At 65.6% G+C, this 17067-nt stretch carries 29 protein-coding genes; all 29 read right to left on the bottom strand.

Annotation, left to right across the window (positions count from 1 at the left end; all coding sequences use genetic code 11):
- Positions 1–135: 135 nt before the first annotated feature.
- Positions 136–552, bottom strand: coding sequence for a 50S ribosomal protein L17 (gene rplQ, locus B5Y19_RS15060; protein ID WP_055730200.1), 417 nt, complete (start codon positions 550–552; stop codon positions 136–138).
- 114 nt (positions 553–666) lie between these two features.
- Positions 667–1683: a DNA-directed RNA polymerase subunit alpha gene (locus B5Y19_RS15055; protein ID WP_055730199.1), complete on the bottom strand. Its 1017-nt coding sequence runs from the start codon at positions 1681–1683 to the stop codon at positions 667–669.
- A 93-nt stretch (positions 1684–1776) separates the two neighbouring features.
- Positions 1777–2166 (bottom strand): 30S ribosomal protein S11, encoded by a 390-nt coding sequence (gene rpsK / locus B5Y19_RS15050; protein WP_038365430.1) that lies wholly within the window; start codon positions 2164–2166, stop codon positions 1777–1779.
- A 118-nt stretch (positions 2167–2284) separates the two neighbouring features.
- Positions 2285–2653 (bottom strand): 30S ribosomal protein S13, encoded by a 369-nt coding sequence (gene rpsM / locus B5Y19_RS15045; protein ID WP_055730198.1) that lies wholly within the window; start codon positions 2651–2653, stop codon positions 2285–2287.
- Positions 2654–3119: 466 nt separating this feature from the next.
- On the bottom strand, positions 3120–4319 hold the full coding sequence (locus tag B5Y19_RS15040) for an ABC transporter substrate-binding protein (RefSeq protein ID WP_055730197.1): 1200 nt from the start codon (positions 4317–4319) through the stop codon (positions 3120–3122).
- A gap of 237 nt (positions 4320–4556) precedes the next feature.
- Positions 4557–5150 carry an adenylate kinase gene (locus B5Y19_RS15035; protein WP_055730196.1) on the bottom strand — a complete coding sequence of 198 codons (594 nt, stop codon included), beginning with the start codon at positions 5148–5150 and terminating at the stop codon, positions 4557–4559.
- Between the two features lies 1 nt (position 5151).
- Positions 5152–6489: a preprotein translocase subunit SecY gene (gene secY, locus B5Y19_RS15030; protein ID WP_055730195.1), complete on the bottom strand. Its 1338-nt coding sequence runs from the start codon at positions 6487–6489 to the stop codon at positions 5152–5154.
- A gap of 155 nt (positions 6490–6644) precedes the next feature.
- On the bottom strand, positions 6645–7121 hold the full coding sequence (gene rplO / locus B5Y19_RS15025) for a 50S ribosomal protein L15 (RefSeq protein WP_055730194.1): 477 nt from the start codon (positions 7119–7121) through the stop codon (positions 6645–6647).
- Positions 7122–7134: 13 nt separating this feature from the next.
- The gene (gene rpmD, locus B5Y19_RS15020) at positions 7135–7329 is read right to left on the bottom strand and encodes a 50S ribosomal protein L30 (RefSeq protein ID WP_055730207.1); all 195 of its coding nucleotides are present in this window, start codon (positions 7327–7329) and stop codon (positions 7135–7137) included.
- 10 nt (positions 7330–7339) lie between these two features.
- Positions 7340–7903 carry a 30S ribosomal protein S5 gene (rpsE, locus tag B5Y19_RS15015; RefSeq protein ID WP_055730193.1) on the bottom strand — a complete coding sequence of 188 codons (564 nt, stop codon included), beginning with the start codon at positions 7901–7903 and terminating at the stop codon, positions 7340–7342.
- A 145-nt stretch (positions 7904–8048) separates the two neighbouring features.
- Positions 8049–8411, bottom strand: a complete 363-nt coding sequence (gene rplR / locus B5Y19_RS15010) for a 50S ribosomal protein L18 (RefSeq protein ID WP_055730192.1) — start codon at positions 8409–8411, stop codon at positions 8049–8051.
- Positions 8412–8422: 11 nt separating this feature from the next.
- Positions 8423–8956, bottom strand: coding sequence for a 50S ribosomal protein L6 (gene rplF / locus B5Y19_RS15005; protein WP_055730191.1), 534 nt, complete (start codon positions 8954–8956; stop codon positions 8423–8425).
- Positions 8957–8991: 35 nt separating this feature from the next.
- Positions 8992–9390, bottom strand: coding sequence for a 30S ribosomal protein S8 (gene rpsH, locus B5Y19_RS15000; protein ID WP_055730190.1), 399 nt, complete (start codon positions 9388–9390; stop codon positions 8992–8994).
- Positions 9391–9404: 14 nt separating this feature from the next.
- Positions 9405–9710, bottom strand: a complete 306-nt coding sequence (gene rpsN / locus B5Y19_RS14995; RefSeq protein WP_055730189.1) for a 30S ribosomal protein S14 — start codon at positions 9708–9710, stop codon at positions 9405–9407.
- Between the two features lie 36 nt (positions 9711–9746).
- Positions 9747–10313: a 50S ribosomal protein L5 gene (gene rplE / locus B5Y19_RS14990; protein WP_055730188.1), complete on the bottom strand. Its 567-nt coding sequence runs from the start codon at positions 10311–10313 to the stop codon at positions 9747–9749.
- A complete protein-coding gene (gene rplX, locus B5Y19_RS14985) occupies positions 10306–10623 on the bottom strand; it encodes a 50S ribosomal protein L24 (RefSeq protein WP_047582043.1) in 318 nt (105 codons plus the stop codon). Before rplX ends, rplE begins: the two co-directional genes overlap by 8 nt.
- Positions 10623–10991, bottom strand: coding sequence for a 50S ribosomal protein L14 (rplN, locus tag B5Y19_RS14980; protein WP_055730187.1), 369 nt, complete (start codon positions 10989–10991; stop codon positions 10623–10625). The genes rplX and rplN overlap by 1 nt, the downstream gene beginning before the upstream one ends.
- 305 nt (positions 10992–11296) lie before the next feature.
- Positions 11297–11539: a 30S ribosomal protein S17 gene (rpsQ, locus tag B5Y19_RS14975; protein ID WP_055730186.1), complete on the bottom strand. Its 243-nt coding sequence runs from the start codon at positions 11537–11539 to the stop codon at positions 11297–11299.
- 10 nt (positions 11540–11549) lie between these two features.
- Complete coding sequence (gene rpmC / locus B5Y19_RS14970; protein WP_055730185.1) at positions 11550–11762, bottom strand: 50S ribosomal protein L29; 213 nt, start codon at positions 11760–11762, stop codon at positions 11550–11552.
- Positions 11763–11773: 11 nt separating this feature from the next.
- Positions 11774–12187, bottom strand: coding sequence for a 50S ribosomal protein L16 (gene rplP / locus B5Y19_RS14965; protein ID WP_047582034.1), 414 nt, complete (start codon positions 12185–12187; stop codon positions 11774–11776).
- Between the two features lie 18 nt (positions 12188–12205).
- Complete coding sequence (gene rpsC, locus B5Y19_RS14960) at positions 12206–12931, bottom strand: 30S ribosomal protein S3 (protein ID WP_055730184.1); 726 nt, start codon at positions 12929–12931, stop codon at positions 12206–12208.
- A 10-nt stretch (positions 12932–12941) separates the two neighbouring features.
- The gene (rplV, locus tag B5Y19_RS14955; RefSeq protein WP_055730183.1) at positions 12942–13322 is read right to left on the bottom strand and encodes a 50S ribosomal protein L22; all 381 of its coding nucleotides are present in this window, start codon (positions 13320–13322) and stop codon (positions 12942–12944) included.
- Positions 13323–13325: 3 nt separating this feature from the next.
- Positions 13326–13604: a 30S ribosomal protein S19 gene (gene rpsS, locus B5Y19_RS14950; RefSeq protein WP_055730182.1), complete on the bottom strand. Its 279-nt coding sequence runs from the start codon at positions 13602–13604 to the stop codon at positions 13326–13328.
- Between the two features lie 8 nt (positions 13605–13612).
- A complete protein-coding gene (gene rplB / locus B5Y19_RS14945; protein WP_055730181.1) occupies positions 13613–14455 on the bottom strand; it encodes a 50S ribosomal protein L2 in 843 nt (280 codons plus the stop codon).
- Between the two features lie 16 nt (positions 14456–14471).
- Positions 14472–14783: a 50S ribosomal protein L23 gene (locus tag B5Y19_RS14940; protein WP_055730180.1), complete on the bottom strand. Its 312-nt coding sequence runs from the start codon at positions 14781–14783 to the stop codon at positions 14472–14474.
- Positions 14780–15400, bottom strand: coding sequence for a 50S ribosomal protein L4 (gene rplD, locus B5Y19_RS14935; protein WP_055730179.1), 621 nt, complete (start codon positions 15398–15400; stop codon positions 14780–14782). Before rplD ends, B5Y19_RS14940 begins: the two co-directional genes overlap by 4 nt.
- Entirely contained in the window at positions 15400–16128 is a 729-nt protein-coding gene (gene rplC / locus B5Y19_RS14930) for a 50S ribosomal protein L3 (RefSeq protein WP_055730178.1), read from the bottom strand. Before rplC ends, rplD begins: the two co-directional genes overlap by 1 nt.
- 125 nt (positions 16129–16253) lie before the next feature.
- Positions 16254–16562: a 30S ribosomal protein S10 gene (rpsJ, locus tag B5Y19_RS14925; protein ID WP_043237115.1), complete on the bottom strand. Its 309-nt coding sequence runs from the start codon at positions 16560–16562 to the stop codon at positions 16254–16256.
- Between the two features lie 67 nt (positions 16563–16629).
- Positions 16630–17067, bottom strand: a 438-nt coding sequence (locus B5Y19_RS14920) for an EF-Tu C-terminal domain-related protein (protein WP_244555596.1), incomplete at its 5' end; no start/stop codon positions are given.

Raw genomic sequence — 17067 nt, 5'->3', positions numbered from 1 at the left:
CCGCTTAAATTCCGCGGACGCAATGCACAAGCGGACGAGGGGCGTATCGCATCTGCGAAATACGGGCAGCGCCGCCGGAAACAAAAAAGGCGGCCTCGCGGCCGCCTTTTCCAAATATCCAATGAAGTTCGCCGATCAGGCGGCTTCGTCTTCCGCCGTGAAGACCGGGCCGGAATCCTTGCCCTTGGCCTCGACGTCGCGATCGACGAACTCGATGATCGCCATCGGGGCGTTGTCGCCGAAGCGGAAGCCCGCCTTCATGATGCGCAGATAGCCGCCATTGCGCTCCTTGTAGCGCGGGCCGAGGACCGCGAAGAGCTTGCCGACGAGCTCGACATCCTTGATCTGCGAGATCGCCTGACGGCGGGCGTGCAGGTCGCCGCGCTTGCCGAGCGTGACCAGCTTCTCGACGACCGGACGCAGGTCCTTGGCCTTCGGCAGGGTGGTGGTGATCTGCTCGTGCTTGATCAGGGCCTGGGCCATGTTGGCGAACATCGCCTGGCGATGCTCGGCCGAGCGGTTGAAGCGGCGACCGCGGAAACCGTGACGCATTGTTTGGCTCCTTCGTTGCTTACGGCCGCCGTGCCACGGAACGGCCGTTCGTTATGCTCCGGCTCGGATGAACCGGGCGGGGTTGGCGCGGGATGCCTCCCGCGCCGTTGGAACTCAGTAGTGCTCTTCGAAGCGCTTCGCGAGCTCTTCGATGTTCTCCGGCGGCCAGCCCTGGACGTCCATGCCCAGGTGCAGGCCCATGGTGGCGAGCACTTCCTTGATCTCGTTCAGCGACTTGCGGCCGAAGTTCGGGGTGCGCAGCATCTCGCCCTCCGACTTCTGGATGAGGTCGCCGATATAGACGATGTTGTCGTTCTTGAGGCAGTTGGCCGAGCGGACGGAAAGCTCGAGCTCGTCGACCTTCTTGAGCAGCGCCGGGTTGAAGGGCAGCTGCGGCGCGGTCGAGACGGCCTCTTCCTTGCGCGGCTCCTCGAAGGTGATGAACACCGCGAGCTGGTCCTGCAGGATGCGGGCGGCGAGCGCCAGCGCGTCCTCGGGGGTGACCGAGCCGTTGGTCTCGATCGCCAGCGTCAGCGAGTCCTTGTCGAGGTTCTGGCCCTCGCGGGTGTTCTCGACGCGGTAGGAGACCTTCTTGACCGGCGAGTACAGGCTGTCGACCGGGATCAGGCCGATCGGCGCGTCCTCGGGGCGGTTCTGCTCGGCCGGGACATAGCCCTTGCCGGTGTTGACCGTGAACTCCATGCGGATCTCGGCCCCGTCGTCGAGCGTGCAGAGCACGAGCTCGGGATTGAGGATCGAGACGTCGCCGATGGTGTTGATGTCGCCGGCGGTGACGACACCCGGGCCCGACTTGCGCAGCGTCATGCGCTTCGGCCCCTCGCCCTGCATCTTGACCGCGATGGCCTTGATGTTGAGGACGATGTCGGTCACGTCCTCGCGGACGCCCGGGATCGAGGAGAACTCGTGCAGCACGCCGTCGATCTGGACGGCGGTGACGGCCGCGCCCTGGAGCGACGACAGGAGCACGCGGCGCAGCGCATTGCCGAGCGTCATGCCGAAGCCGCGCTCGAGCGGACGCGCGATCACGGTGGCCAGACGCTTCGGGTCGTCGCCGACCTTGACTTCGAGCTTGTTCGGCTTGGAAAGATCCTGCCAGTTCTTGCTGATCACGACCGCACTCCTGGTGCTGAATTCATCTGGCGGCCACCGCCGCCCCGGACAGGCGCCCGCCCCTGCGGGCGCCTCTTGGCTTGGGCTCAGGCGTCAGACGCGACGGCGCTTGCGCGGGCGGCAGCCATTGTGCGGGATCGGCGTGACGTCGCGGATCGAGGTCACGGTGAAGCCCGCGGCCTGCAGCGCGCGCAGCGCCGACTCGCGACCCGAACCCGGACCCGTCACTTCGACCTCGAGGGTACGCATGCCGTGCTCGGCAGCCTTGCGGGCGGCATCCTCGGCGGCGACCTGCGCGGCATAGGGGGTCGACTTGCGCGAGCCCTTGAAGCCCATCGTGCCGGCCGAGGACCACGAGATCGTGTTGCCCTGCGCGTCGGTGATGGTGATCATGGTGTTGTTGAACGAGGCGTTCACATGCGCGACGCCGGAGACGATGTTCTTGCGTTCGCGACGGCGGACGCGGGTGGCTTCCTTGGCCATGATTCTCTTTCTTCCATCCTTCAGGCGCGCCCGTCATTCCAGGCGCTGGGGATGCCGGCCGCCTTTCAGGGGCGAGCCGGCGCATAGACAGCGGGCCGGATGACCGGCCCGCCGAAACTCACTTCTTCTTGCCGGCGATCGGCTTCGCCTTGCCCTTGCGGGTGCGGGCGTTGGTGTGCGTGCGCTGGCCGCGAACCGGCAGCGAGCGGCGATGACGCAGGCCGCGATAGCAGCCGAGGTCCATCAGGCGCTTGATGTTCATCGAGACTTCGCGACGCAGGTCGCCCTCGACGAGATAGTCGCGATCGATCGTCTCGCGGATCTGCAGGACCTCAGCGTCGGTCAGCTGGTTGACGCGGCGCTCGGCGGCGATGCCGACCTTCTCGCAGATCTCCTGGGCCTTGGCAGCGCCAATGCCGTGGATGTACTGCAGGCCGATGACGACGCGCTTGCCGGTGGGAATGTTGACGCCCGCGATACGAGCCATGGTCTCATCTCCATGTCGGCCGAAGCGCCCGATGGCACCCCGGCGGTGGGAAATGCCCTGCGTCCGGTGGAGGCCGGCCCATGCAGGACGTTGAACGGCCCCACGCGCTAACGCGACGTCGTCCCTTCTCGCGAAGGCAACGGCATCGCTCGCATGAAACCGGATGCCGGCTCGTTAACGGGTTGCCCGTCGCGAGTCAACCCTTGCAACCAAGAAGCATGCCAAGGCCGGCAAAGTGGCGGAGGACGGCGTCTTTCGCTCCAGCGTCTCAAGCCTGAGCACGAGGAATCCCCTCTCCTTGCAGGAGAGGGATAGGGATGAGGCGTAGGCCGTTCAACCAGTAAGGCACACCCTCACCGCCGCAGCGGTCAGGTTACCGCTGATACGTCCGGCAGCCTACCCCTCACCCTGCGGGAGAGGGTTCCCGCGGGCTCCAGAATGATGGGTCGCCTGGCGGCAGCCCCCCCTACTTCTTCACCAGGCTGCACTTGCTCTCCGACAGCGGGGCGATGATCTCGGCCGCCGGAATCTTGCGGACGACCTTGAAGTAGTCCCACGGCGCCTTCGAGTCCGCCGGTGCCTTCACCTCGACCAGCAGCATGTCGTTCATCAGCCGGCCGTCCTCGCGGATCTTCGCGCCCGGCGCGTAGAAGTCGTCGACCGGCGTCTCCTTCATCTTCGCCGCGACCGCCGGGCCGGCCGCCGTTCCGGCCGCCTTCACCGCCTTGAGGTAGTGCAGCACCGAGGAATAGACGCTGGCCTGGATCATGCCGGGCATCTTCTTCGTCCGCGCCATGTAGCGGTCTGCGAAGGCGCGGCTCGGCTTGTCGGCGTCATGGTAATAGGCCGTCGTCGTGATCAGGCCCTTGGCCTTGTCGAGGCCGAGACCGTGGACGTCGCTCAGCACGACGACCATGGCGGCGAGCTTCTGGCCGCCATCGACCAGGCCGAATTCGCCCGCCTGCTTGATCGAGTTGATCGTGTCCGTGCCGGCATTGGCGAAGGCGACGATCTTGGCCTTCGAGGCTTGCGCCTGCAGCAGGAAGGAGGAGAAGTCCGGCGTCGAGAGCGGCGCACGCACGGTGCCGAGCGTCTTGCCGCCATTGGCGGCGACGATCCTCTCGATATCGGCGGTGAGCTGATGGCCGAAAGCGTAGTCGGCGGCGATGATGTACCAGCTGTCACCGCCTTCGCGCAGGATCGAGAGCGCCGTGCCCTTGGCCGAGGTCGCCGTGTCGAAGGTCCACATGAAGCCGGTCGCGGTGCAGTCCTCGTTGAAGAGCCGCGTCGTCGCCGGGCCATTGTACAGCGCGACCTTCTGCTTCTCCTTCGCGATGCCTGCGACTGCCAGCGCGACCGCCGAATTGGTCAGGTCGGCGATCGCGGTGACGCCGTCGACATCGTACCAGCGCCGCGCCAGGCCTGCGGCGATGTCCGGCTTGTTCTGGTGGTCGGCCGCCACGATCTCGATCGGCTTGCCCAGCACCGAGCCGCCGAAATCCTCGATCGCCAGCTTTGCCGCCTCGACCGAGCCGAGGCCGCCGAATTCGGCATAGTTGCCCGACTGGTCGTTGAGGATGCCGATCTTGACGGCATCCTGCGCCCGCGCCGCCGCCGGCATCAACGCCAGCGTGCTGGCGAACAGCATTGCACCCCATCTGGTCATGCGCCTGCTCCCTGTCCCGCACCGGGCCGGAAGGTCGCGTCGCCTCCCGGTCGAAGGGTGCTCCACACCGCTTTTCGCGGCTTGGACCCAGCACATCCGGCGGACCCGCGCCTGTCAACGCACGGGTGACCCGAGAAAAGGCAAAGGCAGGCGCGCAAAACCGCACCGCCCGAATAGAAAAACCCGGACAGGCCACGCGGCCTGCCCGGGTTCACAATCTGCTACGCGGCTTGCGCGTCAGCCCTGGGCGGCCACCGAAAGCGCGCTGGCGATGGCGTCCGAGACGCCGTCGATCGGCTGCATGCCGTCGATCGCCGTCAGCTGGCCGCGCTTGGCGTAATAGGGCGCGACCACCGCCGTATCGCGGTTATAGGCCTCGAGCCGGGTCTTGAAGACCTCCGGGTCGTCATCCTTGCGGACTGGCTGACCGGCCGCCCTCGCCTCCTCGGCGCGGCGGACGATGCGGTCGACGAGCTTGTCCTGGTCGACCTTGAGCTCGAGCACCGCGTCGAGCTTCAGGCCCTTGCTCTCGAGCATCCGGTCGAGGGCCTCGGCCTGCGCGAGCGTCCGCGGGAAGCCGTCCAGGATGAAGCCCTTCTTCGCGTCCGGCTCCTCGATGCGGTCGGCGACGATGCCGATGACGATCTCATCCGAGACGAGCCCGCCCGCATCCATCACGGCCTTGGCCTTCTGGCCGATCGGCGTGCCGGCGGCGACGGCTGCGCGCAGCATGTCGCCGGTCGAGAGCTGCGGAATGCCGTGCTTCGCGACGATGCGCGCGGCTTGAGTGCCCTTCCCCGCCCCGGGCGGCCCCAAGAAGATCAGTCGCATCTTACCGTCGCGCTCCTCGCAGTTTGGCCTTCTTGACCAGCCCTTCGTATTGATGGGCCAGCAGGTGTCCGTGGATCTGCGCCACGGTGTCCATGGTCGTCGTCACCACGATGAGCAGCGAGGTGCCGCCCAGCAGGATGATCGGGATCTGAGCATAGGTGATCATGAACTCGGGGATAAGGCAGACGATCGTCAGATAGCCGGCGCCGAGCACGGTGATGCGGGTGAGGATGCGGTCGATATGCTCGGCGGTGCGCTCGCCGGGGCGGATGCCTGGCATGAAGCCGCCATGCTTCTTGAGATTGTCCGCCGTCTCGACCGGGTTGAACACGATCGCGGTGTAGAAGAAGCAGAAGAAGATGATCAGCGCCGCGTAGAGGAACATGAACGCCGGCCGGCCATGGGCCAGGTAGGTCGCGATCGTCGACAGGATGCCGGTGCCGCCCGAAGCCTGGGAGAAGCTCGCGATCGTCGTCGGCAGCAGGAGCAGCGAGGAGGCGAAGATCGGCGGGATCACGCCCGAGGTGTTGAGCTTCAGCGGCAGGAACGAGGTCTGGCCCTCATACATGCGGTTGCCGACCTGGCGCTTCGGGTAGTTGATCAGCAGGCGGCGCTGGGCGCGCTCCATGAACACGCAGAAGGCGATGACGCAGACGGCCATCACCAGCACGCCGAGCAGCAGCCCGGTCGAGATCGCACCCTGACGACCGAGCTCGAAGGTCTGGGCGAGCTGCGCCGGGAACTCGGCGATGATGCCCGAGAAGATGATCATCGAGGTGCCGTTGCCGATGCCGCGGCTGGTGATCTGCTCGCCCAGCCAGAGCAGGAACATCGTACCGCCGGTCAGCGTGATCGTGGTCGAGAGCAGGAAGAACGGCCCGGGTTCGAGCACGAGATTGCCCGAGCCCTGCAGGCCCACGCCGATCGCATAGGCCTGGAAGACGGCCAGCACGAGGGTCAGGTAGCGGGTGTACTGGTTCAGGGTCTTGCGGCCCTGCTCGCCTTCCTTCTTCAAGGCCTCGAAGCTCGGCACCACGCTCGACAGCAGCTGCACGATGATCGAGGCCGAGATGTAGGGCATGATCGCCAGCGCGAAGATCGCGAGGCGTCCAACCGCACCACCCGAGAACATGTTGAACATGCCGAGCATGCCGGACTGGGTCTGGCGGAACAGGTCGGCCACCGCATCCGGGTTCATGCCCGGCAGCGGGATGTAGGTGCCCAGCCGGTAGATGACGAGCGCGCCCAGCGTGAACCAGATACGCTTCTTGAGTTCGTCCGCCTTGGCGAAGGCCCCGAAATTGAGGTTTGCCGCAAGCTGTTCAGCCGCCGATGCCATGCGTCCGGTCCTTGGGTCTCAAACTGGTCGTTGAAGCACGTTTCCAAACGCACACATGGTGCTGTCTGCGGATTCGCGCCTTGCGTCAAACAGTCGAACGGCGGCCAAGGCGCAGGGCCCGGCCGCCGTTCGCAAAGGTCATGTAGGCGCTAGGGTCACGCCTGTGAAGCGGCAGCCAGAATCTTGACCGAACCGCCGGCCTTCTCGATCGCGGCGACGGCCGACTTGGACGCACCGGCAACCTCGAAAGCGAGCTTGGTCTTGAGCTCACCGACGCCGAGGATCTTCACGCCGTCCTTGGCCTGGCGGGTGATGACTCCGGCGGCGACGAGCGCCTCGACGGTCACGGCGCCCTTGGCGTCGAGCTTGCCGGCTTCCACGGCCTGCTGGATGCGACCGAGGTTCACCTCGTTCAGATCCTTGCCGAACAGGTTGTTGAAGCCGCGCTTCGGCAGGCGGCGATAGAGCGGCATCTGGCCGCCTTCGAAGCCCTTGATGGCGACGCCGGCGCGCGAGGTCTGACCCTTGACGCCACGGCCACCGGTCTTGCCCTTGCCCGAGCCGATGCCACGGCCCACGCGGATGCGCTGCTTGAGAGCGCCTTCGTTGTCACGAATCTCGTTGAGTTTCATGGTGTCGCCCTCCTCACTTCGCGTCGACGACGCGCACGAGGTGCTTGACCTTCTCGACCATGCCACGCACCGCGGGGGTGTCCTGGAGGGTCGAGCGGCGGCGGATCTTGTTCAGGCCGAGACCGATCAGGGTCTGGCGCTGGGTGGCGTCGCGGCGGATCGGGGAGCCGATCTGCTCGACGGTGAGGGTCTTCTCAGCCTTTGCCATCGAACCCTCCTCACGCTTCCGCGGCCGCATCCGTGCCGGCATCGCGGCGACGGGTCTGCAGGGCCGAAACCTTGAGCGAGCGACGGGCCGCGACCGAGCGCGGGCTGTCCTCGTTCTTCAGCGCGTCGAACGTGGCGCGCACGAGGTTGTAGGGGTTCGAGGAGCCGAGCGACTTCGACACGACGTCCTGCATGCCGACCGCCTCGAAGACGGCGCGCATCGGACCGCCGGCGATGATGCCGGTACCGGCCGGAGCCGCGCGCAGAACGACCTTGCCGGCGCCGTGGCGGCCCTGCACGTCGTGATGGAGGGTGCGGCCCTCGCGCAGCGGGATGCGGACGAGGCCGCGCTTGGCAGCTTCCGTCGCCTTGCGGATCGCCTCGGGAACTTCACGAGCCTTGCCGTGGCCGAAGCCGACGCGGCCCTTCTGGTCGCCGACGACGACGAGTGCGGCGAAGCCGAAGCGACGACCACCCTTCACCACCTTGGCGACGCGGTTGATGTGGACGAGCTTGTCCACGAATTCGGAATCGCGCTCTTCGCTATCCCGACGCTCACGCGGCTCTCTAGCCATGTGTCTGTCCTCTTACTTGCGCGGACGAGGATCGAAGCCCCGCCGCTCGCTCGAGCCTAACCCCGTGCCTCATTGCGCGGGGAAGCTTGTAAACGAGTACCGCCCGGCTGGCGCGCGAACGCCGGCCGGGCGAAACCCGATAACCTCAGAAGCTGAGGCCGCCCTCGCGGGCCGCATCGGCCAGCGCCTTGACGCGGCCATGGTACATGTACGGGCCGCGGTCGAAGACCACTTCCGTCACGCCGGCCTTGACCGCGCGCTCGGCGACGATCTTGCCGATCTGGCCGGCCGCCTCGACATTCGCGCCGGACTTGATCTGGTCGCGAACGTCCTTGTCGCGCGACGAGGCGGAAGCGAGGGTGACCCCCTTCACGTCGTCGATGACCTGGGCGTAGATCTGCTTGCCGGTGCGGTGCACGGACAGGCGCGGGCGACCATTGGCAACCGCCTTGACCGCGCGGCGGACGCGGGCCTTGCGGCGCGCAGTCACATCGTTCTGCTTGCTCATGGCTGGCGTCCTTACTTCTTCTTGCCTTCCTTGCGGAAGATGAATTCGCCGGCGTACTTGACGCCCTTGCCCTTGTAAGGCTCGGGGCCACGATAGTCGCGGATCTCCGCGGCGGTCTGGCCGACGACCTGCTTGTCGATGCCGGCGACGACGATCTCCGTCGGCTTCGGCGTCGTGATCGCGACACCGGCCGGGATTTCGTAGTCGATGTCGTGGCTAAAGCCGAGCGACAGCTTCAGCACCTTGCCAGCGACGGCGGCCTTGTAGCCGACGCCGTTGATCTCGAGGCGCTTCTCGAAGCCGGCGGTGGTGCCGATCACGAGGTTGTTGATGCGGGCGCGCGAGGTGCCCCAGAGCGCGCGGGCGCGCTTCGACTGCGAACGCGGCTGCACCGCGATCGCGCCGTCCTCCATGGCGACCGAGACGTCCTCGGGCACCTCGAAGGAGAGCTCGCCCTTCGAGCCCTTGACCTTGACGAGCTGGCCGGCAACCGTGGCGGTGACGCCCGCGGGAACCGAAACCGGCTTCTTTCCGATACGAGACATTGGATCTCTCCTGAATATGAGCGGCGCCTGAAAGGTCAGAAGACCTTGCAGAGCACTTCGCCGCCCACGTTCTGCTCGCGGGCCACATGATCGGCCATCACGCCACGCGGCGTCGAGACGATCGTCACGCCGAGGCCGTCGGCCACGCGCGGCATGGTCTCGACCGACGAGTAGACGCGGCGGCCGGGCTTCGAAACACGCGAGATCGACCGGATGACCGGCTGGCCCTCGTGATACTTCAGCTCGATGTCGAACTCGGTCCGGCCGTTGCCGAACTCGGTCTGCGAGTAGCCGCGGATGTAGCCCTCGGACTGCAGCACGTCGAGCACGCGGGCGCGCAGCTTCGAGCCGGGGGTGGAAACACGCGACTTGCGACGCATCTGCGCATTGCGGATGCGGGTCAGCATATCGCCGAGCGGATCAATGACTGCCATTGTTCCTGTCCTCCTTACCAGCTCGACTTCACGAGGCCGGGAACCAGCCCCTTGTTGCCGAGTTCACGCAGCGCGACACGCGACATCTTCAGCTTGCGATAGAACGCACGCGGACGGCCCGTCACCTCGCAGCGGTTGCGGATGCGGTTCTTGGCCGAGTTGCGCGGCAGTTCGGCCAGCTTGAGGCGGGCGAGGAAACGCTCGTCCATCGGCTGGTTGTCGTCATTGGCGATCGCGAGAAGGCGAGCACGGCGGCCGGCGAATTTCTTCACCAGCTTCCTGCGGCGCTCATTGTTCTCGACGGAGCTTTTCTTAGCCATCGATCTCTCCTGGTTTCCGCGTATGAACGCTTAGGTTCACTGCCGGAACGGGAAGTTGAAGTGCTTGAGCAGGGCGCGTGCCTCGTCGTCCGACTTCGCAGTCGTGCAGACGATCACGTCCATGCCCAGGACCTGGTCGACCTTGTCGTAGTTGATCTCGGGGAACACGATGTGCTCCTTGATCCCGAGCGCGAAATTGCCGCGCCCGTCGAACGACTTCGGGTTGAGACCACGGAAGTCGCGCACCCGCGGAAGCGCGATGGTGACGAGCCGGTCGACGAACTCGTACATCCGCGTCTTGCGCAGCGTGACCTTGCAGCCCACCGGCATGTTCTCGCGCAGCTTGAAGCCGGCGATGGCCAGGCGGGACTTGGTGATGACCGGCTTCTGGCCAGCGATGAGGGCGAGATCCCCCGCGGCGTTGTCGACCTTCTTGCGGTCGGCAGTCGCCTCGCCAACGCCCATGTTGATGACGATCTTCTCGATCGTCGGCACTTCCATGACGTTCTTGTAGCCGAATTCCTTGATCATCGCGGGACGAACGACGTCCTCGTAATGCTTCTTCATGCGCGGCGAGAGAGCCGCCTGCTGAGCCTCAGCCATCGATCAGATCCCCCGAACGCTTGGCGAAACGAACCTTGCGGCCGTCATCGAGCACCTTGAAACCGACGCGGGTCGCCTTGCCGTCCTTGGGATCGGCGATGGCGATGTTCGACAGGTCGATCGTCGCTTCCTTGCTGATGATGCCGCCCTCGGACTGCGGGGACTGCTTGGTGTGGCGCTTCACCAGGTTCACGCCACGCACGACGGCGCGGCCGTCCTTCGGCAGAACCTGGAGAACCTCGCCCGCCTTGCCCTTGTCGCGGCCGGCGAGCACGACGACCTTGTCGCCCTTCTTGATCTTCGCAGCCATCACAGCACCTCCGGCGCCAGCGAGATGATCTTCATGTGGTTCTTGGCGCGCAGCTCGCGCGGAACCGGTCCGAAGATACGCGTGCCGACCGGCTCCTTCTGGTTGTTGATCAGCACGGCCGCATTGCGGTCGAAGCGGATCACCGAACCGTCGGCGCGCTTGACGTCCTTGGCGGTGCGAACGACGACCGCCTTCATGACGTCGCCCTTCTTCACGCGACCGCGCGGAATGGCTTCCTTGATCGAAACGACGATGATGTCGCCGACACCGGCGTACTTGCGCTTCGACCCGCCGAGAACCTTGATGCACATCACGCGACGCGCGCCGGAATTGTCGGCGACGTCGAGATTCGTCTGCACCTGGATCATGGCCTTGATCCTTCCAATCTGTGTATCAGGCGGTTTCCCGGCCGGCCTCAGCGCTGGCAGGGACTACGACTGACGGGGGTCGATCGCCCCCTGGCCTCAAAACAAAACATGATCCGCAAAAGTGGAGCCCACCTTTGCGGAGAAACATGTCCGGCTTCCTACGGCTCGCCCTGCGTCCTTTGGACGCAAGGACAGGCGATCCGTTTTGGGTGGCATCGGGATCATCCGAAGAGTGGCGTCCACTTTTCGGTCCGAGGCCGTGCCCCGCCCGCCCCTGATTCGGGGCCGGGCGAAGCCGTCTCGCCTCACGCCTTGGGGGCGTCGTCGAGCACAACCCAGCTTTTCAGCTTGGAAATCGGCTTGGACTCCTCGATCCAGACCGTATCGCCAACCTTGAACGCACCCGCCTCGTCATGGGCGTGATAGTTCTTGGTACGGCGAACCGTCTTCTTGAGGAGCGGGTGCGTATAACGCCGCTCGACCTTCACGACAACAGTTTTGTTCTGCTTGTCGCTGACGACGACGCCCTGCAGTACGCGCTTCGGCATTGTGTTCTCCTCACGCGCTGGCCGCAACGGCCTTCGACCGCTGCAGCGTTCTGATGCGGGCGATGTCCTTGCGCACCTCGGTGACGCGCGCGGTGTTCTCGAGCTGGCCGGTCGCCCGCTGGAAGCGCAGGTTGAACTGCTCCTTCTTCAGCTTGAGCAGCTCGTCCTGGAGCTGGTCCGTGCTCATGGCCTTCAGATCGGAAAGACGCTGTGTGATCTTCATGTCGCCCTCCCTCACTCGGCGATGCGCTGGATGAATCGGGTCTTGATCGGCAGCTTGGCGGCGCCGAGACGGAGCGCCTCGCGGGCGATCTCCTCCGACACGCCGTCGAGCTCGAACATGATCCGGCCGGGCTTGACCTTGGCGGCCCAGAACTCGGGCGAACCCTTGCCCTTACCCATGCGGACTTCGGTCGGCTTCTTGGAAACCGGCACGTCCGGGAACACGCGGATCCAGACGCGACCGACGCGCTTCATCGCGCGGGTGATCGCGCGGCGGGCCGCCTCGATCTGCCGGGCCGTGATACGCTCGGGCTCCTGAGCCTTCAGGCCGAACTGGCCGAAGTTCAGGTCCGTGCCGCCCTTGGCGACGCCGGAGATGCGTCCCTTGAACTGCTTGCGGAACTTAGTGCGTTTTGGTTGCAGCATGGCTCTTCTCGATCAGCCTTACGCAGCCTGCTCGCGACGATCGCGATGGTCGCGATCACGACCGCCGGAGCGGCCGCCCTCGTCGGAGAGGCGCTTGTCCTGGGCCATCGGGTCGTGTTCCAGGATCTCGCCCTTGAAGATCCAGACCTTGATGCCGCACGTCCCGTAGGTCGTGAAGGCGGTGCCCACACCGTAATCGACATCGGCGCGCAGCGTATGCAGCGGCACGCGGCCCTCGCGGTACCATTCGAGGCGGGCGATCTCGGCGCCGCCGAGACGGCCCGAGCAGTTGATGCGGATGCCCTCGGCGCCGAGACGCATGGCCGACTGCACGGCGCGCTTCATGGCGCGACGGAAGGCGACACGGCGCTCGAGCTGCTGAGCGATCGAGTCGGCGACGAGCGTCGCGTCGATCTCGGGCTTGCGCACCTCGACGATGTTGATCGTGACGTCAGCCTTGGTGAGCTTCATCACCTCCTTGCGGAGCTTCTCGATGTCGGCACCCTTCTTGCCGATCACCACGCCCGGGCGAGCCGAGTGGATGGTGACGCGGCACTTCTTGTGCGGACGCTCGATGATGATCTTCGAGACGGCGGCCTGCTTCAGCAGCTTCATCAGGGCGGCGCGGATGGCCATGTCCTCATGCAGCAGCTTGCCGTACTCGCCCTTGTTGGCGAACCAACGCGAGTCCCAGGTACGGTTGATGCCGAGGCGCAGGCCGATCGGATTGATTTTCTGACCCATCGTTCTCTCCTCAGGCCTGCGCAGCCTGCTCGCGCACCACGATCGTGATGTTCGAGAACGGCTTCATGATACGGGCGCCACGGCCGCGGGCGCGGGCGTGGAAGCGCTTCATGACGAGCGCCTTGCCGACGAACGCCTGGGCGACGACGAGATCGTCGACGTCGAGATCATGATTGTTCTCGGCGTTGGCGATCGCGCTCTGCAGGCACTTGCGAACGTCGTTCGCGATGCGCTTGCGCGAGAACTCGAGATCGGCGAGCGCCGTCGAGACCTTCTTGCCGCGGATCAGCTGAGCGACGAGGTTCAGCTTCTGCGGCGAGACGCGCAGGTTGCGGGCGACCGCAACCGCTTCGTTCTCAGGCAGCGCACGGGGGGCGGATGCTTTACCCATGGCTTACTTCCTCTTCGCCTTCTTGTCGGCAGCGTGGCCGTGGAAGGTGCGCGTCGGCGAGAACTCGCCGAACTTGTGGCCCACCATCTCCTCGGACACGGACACCGGCACATGCTTCTGGCCGTTGTAGACGCCGAACGTCAGACCGACGAACTGCGGCAGGATCGTGGAGCGGCGGCTCCAGATCTTGATGACTTCATTGCGGCCCGAGGTCCTGGCGACCTCGGCCTTCTTCAGGAGGTATCCGTCGACGAACGGACCTTTCCAAAGCGAACGCGCCATGACGGACCTCAGTTCTTCTTCTTGCGGGCGTGACGGCTCGACACGATGAAGGTGTCGGTCCGCTTGTTGGAGCGGGTCTTCTTGCCCTTGGTCGGCAGACCCCAGGGCGTAACCGGGTGACGGCCGCCCGAGGTCCGGCCTTCACCACCGCCATGCGGGTGGTCGACCGGGTTCATCGAGACGCCGCGGTTGTGCGGACGGCGGCCGAGCCAGCGGGAGCGACCGGCCTTGCCGTCGTTCCGGTTCATGTGATCCGGGTTCGAGACGGCGCCGACGGTGGCGTAGCACTGGCCCGAGATCAGGCGCTGCTCGCCCGAGTTCAGGCGAACGATGACGTAGCCCTGGTCGCGACCGACGATCTGGGCGTAGTTGCCGGCCGAACGGGCCAGGGCGCCGCCCTTGCCGATCTTGAGCTCGACATTGTGGACGATCGTGCCGATCGGCAGCGAGCCCATCGGGGCCGCGTTGCCGGGCTTCACGTCGACCGAGTCACCCGCGAGGACCGTATCGCCGACAGCCAGGCGCTGCGGCGCCAGGATGTAGGACTGCTCGCCGTCCTGATACGTGATCAGGGCGATGAAGGCCGAGCGGTTGGGATCGTACTCGATCCGCTCGACGGTCGCCGGGATGCCGGCCTTGCCGCGACGCTTGAAGTCGACGAGACGCAGCGTGCGCTTGTGGCCACCGCCGCGGAAGCGGACGGTGATGCGGCCCATGTTGTTGCGGCCGCCCGAGGAGCTCTTGCCCTCGGTCAGAGCCTTGACCGGCTTGCCCTTGTAGAGCTCGCTCCGGTCGACGATCACGAGCTGGCGAAGGCTCGGCGTGATCGGCTTGAAGTGTTTCAAAGCCATGATGGCGATCCTTCCCTCAGAGGCCCGTGGTCACGTCGATCGAGTGGCCCTCTTCGAGGGTCACAACGGCCTTCTTGACGTCCGAGCGCTGACCGGGGCGGCCACGGAAAACCTTGACCTTGCCTTCGGTGACGATCGTGTTGACGCTCTTGACCTTGACGTCGAAGAGCTTCTCGATCGCCGCCTTGATCTGCGGCTTAGTCGCAGTGCGGGCGACCTTGAAGACGACCTTGTTGTGCTCCGAGAGCATCGTCGCCTTCTCGGTGATGACCGGCGCCACGATCACATCGTAGTGGCGCGGGTCCAGGTTCTTGGCGGACTGGCTCATTTGAAGCGCGCCTCCAGCGCATCGACAGCCGCGCGCGTCAGGACGAGCTTGTCGCGACGCAGGATGTCATAGACGTTGATGCCCTGGACCGGCAGCACGTCGACATTCGGGATCGAGCGAGCAGCCAGGCCGAAATTGGCGTCGATCTCGGCGCCGCCGATGATCAGCGCGCTCGACAGATCGAGCTTGCCGAAATGGCCGAGCAGCACCTTGGTCTTCGGCTCGGCGAGCTTGGCATCGTCGATGACGATGATGCCGGCGTCCTTCGCCTTGGCCGAGAGCGCGTGGCGCAGGGCCAGAGCGCGGACCTTCTTGGGAAGATCATGGGCATGATCGCGCAGGACCGGGCCGAAGGCCTTGCCGCCGCCGCGGAACTGCGGAGCCGAAGCCGCACCGTGGCGAGCGCCGCCGGTGCCCTTCTGCTTGTAGATCTTCTTGCGGGTGCGATCGATCTCCGAGCGGCCCTTGGACTTGTGCGTCCCGGCGCGGCGCTTGGCGAGCTGATAGCGAACCATGCGGGCGAGGAGGTCAGCGCGCGGCTCGAGGCCGAACACCGCATCCGACAGCTCGACCGAACCGGCCGACTTGCCCTCGAGAGTGGTGATATCGAATTTCATCACGCGTTCTCCTCAGCCTGGGCCGCAGGAGCCTCTTCCGCCTTGGCCTCGCCGGAAACCTTGAACTTGCCCGGCAGCGGCGCATCCTTCGGCAGAGCGCGCTTGACGGCGTCACGGACATGGATCCAGCCGCCGGCGACGCCCGGAACGGCGCCCTCGACGAGGATCAGGCCGCGCTCGACATCCGTCTGGACGACGCGCAGGTTCTGCGTGGTGACGCGCTCGGCGCCGAGATGGCCCGGCATCTTCTTGTTCTTGAAGGTCTTGCCCGGATCCTGACGGCCGCCGGTCGAACCGATCGAGCGATGCGAGATCGAGACACCGTGGGTGGCGCGCAGGCCGCCGAAGTTCCAGCGCTTCATGCCGCCGGCGAAGCCCTTGCCGGTGGTGGTGCCGGAAACGTCGACATACTGGCCGACGACGAAGTGGTCCGCGGTCAGCTCGGCGCCGACGGGGATCAGCGCGTCATCGGAGACGCGGAACTCCACCACCTTGCGCTTCGGCTCGACCTTGGCGACCGCGAAATGACCGCGCTCCGCCTTCGAGACGTTCTTCACCTTCGCCGTGCCGGAGCCCAGCTGCACGGCCACATAGCCGTTCTTCTCCTTCGTGCGATGCGCGACGACCTGGCAGTTGTCGAGCTTCAGCACGGTGACCGGGATGTGCTCGCCGGCATCCGTGAAGATGCGGGTCATCCCGACTTTCTGTGCAATCACACCGGAACGCATCGGTGCCTACCTTCTCTTGGGGTCATGTCCATCCGGGGAAGCCGGAAACAGAGGACCCGTTCAAATCGGATCCGAAGATGGTCAGACGAACTGGGTAGCGATTCGCCGTTCAGACCAGCTTCGACTTAGAGCTTGATTTCGACGTCGACGCCGGCGGCGAGATCGAGCTTCATGAGGGCGTCGACCGTCTGGGGAGTCGGATCGACAATATCGAGGACCCGCTTGTGGGTCCGCATCTCGAACTGCTCGCGCGACTTCTTGTCGATGTGGGGCGAGCGGTTGACGGTGAACTTCTCGATGAGCGTGGGCAGCGGAATCGGTCCGCGGACCTGGGCGCCCGTCCGCTTCGCGGTCGACACGATCTCGCGCGTCGAAGCGTCGAGGATGCGGTGGTCGAACGCCTTGAGGCGGATCCGAATGTTCTGACCGTTCATGGTCTTGTTCTCTCCGTGACGTGAAAAGGCGAAGGCCCGAAGGGCCCTCGCCCCTCACGAAAACGCGTTACGCGATGATCGAGGCGACGACGCCGGCGCCGACGGTGCGGCCGCCTTCGCGGATGGCGAAGCGCAGCTTCTCTTCCATCGCGATCGGGGCGATCAGCGTCACCTCCATCGAGATGTTGTCGCCCGGCATCACCATCTCCGTGCCCTCGGGCAGGGTCACCACGCCGGTCACATCCGTCGTGCGGAAGTAGAACTGCGGGCGGTAGTTGGTGAAGAACGGCGTGTGACGGCCACCCTCTTCCTTCGTCAGGATGTAGGCCTCGGCCTTGAACTTCGTGTGCGGCTTCACCGAGCCCGGCTTGCACAGCACCTGGCCGCGCTCGACGTCCTCGCGCTTCGTGCCGCGCAGCAGCGCGCCGATGTTGTCGCCAGCCTGGCCCTGGTCCAGCAGCTTGCGGAACATCTCGACGCCCGTCACCGTCGTCTTCACGGTGTC

This window comes from Allobosea thiooxidans (genome assembly GCF_900168195.1).
Lineage (GTDB): Bacteria > Pseudomonadota > Alphaproteobacteria > Rhizobiales > Beijerinckiaceae > Allobosea > Allobosea thiooxidans.
This window is presented reverse-complemented; position numbering and strand designations above follow the sequence as displayed.

Bases quoted from the DNA above. Each gene is read 5' to 3' on its own strand.
- B5Y19_RS15035 (WP_055730196.1), bottom strand. From the start codon at position 5,150: ATGCGACTGATCTTCTTGGGGCCGCCCGGGGCGGGGAAGGGCACTCAA.
- rplN (WP_055730187.1), bottom strand. From the start codon at position 10,991: ATGATCCAGGTGCAGACGAATCTCGACGTCGCCGACAATTCCGGCGCG.
- B5Y19_RS15040 (WP_055730197.1), bottom strand. From the start codon at position 4,319: ATGACCAGATGGGGTGCAATGCTGTTCGCCAGCACGCTGGCGTTGATG.
- rplX (WP_047582043.1), bottom strand. From the start codon at position 10,623: ATGGCTGCGAAGATCAAGAAGGGCGACAAGGTCGTCGTGCTCGCCGGC.
- rpmC (WP_055730185.1), bottom strand. From the start codon at position 11,762: ATGAAGATCACACAGCGTCTTTCCGATCTGAAGGCCATGAGCACGGAC.
- rplE (WP_055730188.1), bottom strand. From the start codon at position 10,313: ATGGCTGAGGCTCAGCAGGCGGCTCTCTCGCCGCGCATGAAGAAGCAT.
- rpsC (WP_055730184.1), bottom strand. From the start codon at position 12,931: ATGGGTCAGAAAATCAATCCGATCGGCCTGCGCCTCGGCATCAACCGT.
- rplQ (WP_055730200.1), bottom strand. From the start codon at position 552: ATGCGTCACGGTTTCCGCGGTCGCCGCTTCAACCGCTCGGCCGAGCAT.
- rpsH (WP_055730190.1), bottom strand. From the start codon at position 9,390: ATGGCAGTCATTGATCCGCTCGGCGATATGCTGACCCGCATCCGCAAT.
- rplD (WP_055730179.1), bottom strand. From the start codon at position 15,400: ATGAAATTCGATATCACCACTCTCGAGGGCAAGTCGGCCGGTTCGGTC.
- rplB (WP_055730181.1), bottom strand. From the start codon at position 14,455: ATGGCTTTGAAACACTTCAAGCCGATCACGCCGAGCCTTCGCCAGCTC.
- rplR (WP_055730192.1), bottom strand. From the start codon at position 8,411: ATGAGCAAGCAGAACGATGTGACTGCGCGCCGCAAGGCCCGCGTCCGC.
- rplC (WP_055730178.1), bottom strand. From the start codon at position 16,128: ATGCGTTCCGGTGTGATTGCACAGAAAGTCGGGATGACCCGCATCTTC.
- rplO (WP_055730194.1), bottom strand. From the start codon at position 7,121: ATGAAACTCAACGAGATTCGTGACAACGAAGGCGCTCTCAAGCAGCGC.
- rpsS (WP_055730182.1), bottom strand. From the start codon at position 13,604: ATGGCGCGTTCGCTTTGGAAAGGTCCGTTCGTCGACGGATACCTCCTG.
- rpmD (WP_055730207.1), bottom strand. From the start codon at position 7,329: ATGGCAAAGGCTGAGAAGACCCTCACCGTCGAGCAGATCGGCTCCCCG.
- rplF (WP_055730191.1), bottom strand. From the start codon at position 8,956: ATGTCTCGTATCGGAAAGAAGCCGGTTTCGGTTCCCGCGGGCGTCACC.
- rpsE (WP_055730193.1), bottom strand. From the start codon at position 7,903: ATGGCTAGAGAGCCGCGTGAGCGTCGGGATAGCGAAGAGCGCGATTCC.
- B5Y19_RS14940 (WP_055730180.1), bottom strand. From the start codon at position 14,783: ATGAGCCAGTCCGCCAAGAACCTGGACCCGCGCCACTACGATGTGATC.
- secY (WP_055730195.1), bottom strand. From the start codon at position 6,489: ATGGCATCGGCGGCTGAACAGCTTGCGGCAAACCTCAATTTCGGGGCC.
- rpsQ (WP_055730186.1), bottom strand. From the start codon at position 11,539: ATGCCGAAGCGCGTACTGCAGGGCGTCGTCGTCAGCGACAAGCAGAAC.
- rpsJ (WP_043237115.1), bottom strand. From the start codon at position 16,562: ATGAACGGTCAGAACATTCGGATCCGCCTCAAGGCGTTCGACCACCGC.
- rplV (WP_055730183.1), bottom strand. From the start codon at position 13,322: ATGGGTAAAGCATCCGCCCCCCGTGCGCTGCCTGAGAACGAAGCGGTT.
- rpsN (WP_055730189.1), bottom strand. From the start codon at position 9,710: ATGGCTAAGAAAAGCTCCGTCGAGAACAATGAGCGCCGCAGGAAGCTG.
- rplP (WP_047582034.1), bottom strand. From the start codon at position 12,187: ATGCTGCAACCAAAACGCACTAAGTTCCGCAAGCAGTTCAAGGGACGC.
- rpsM (WP_055730198.1), bottom strand. From the start codon at position 2,653: ATGGCTCGTATCGCGGGCGTCAACATTCCCACCGGCAAGCGCGTCGTC.
- rpsK (WP_038365430.1), bottom strand. From the start codon at position 2,166: ATGGCCAAGGAAGCCACCCGCGTCCGCCGTCGCGAACGCAAGAACATC.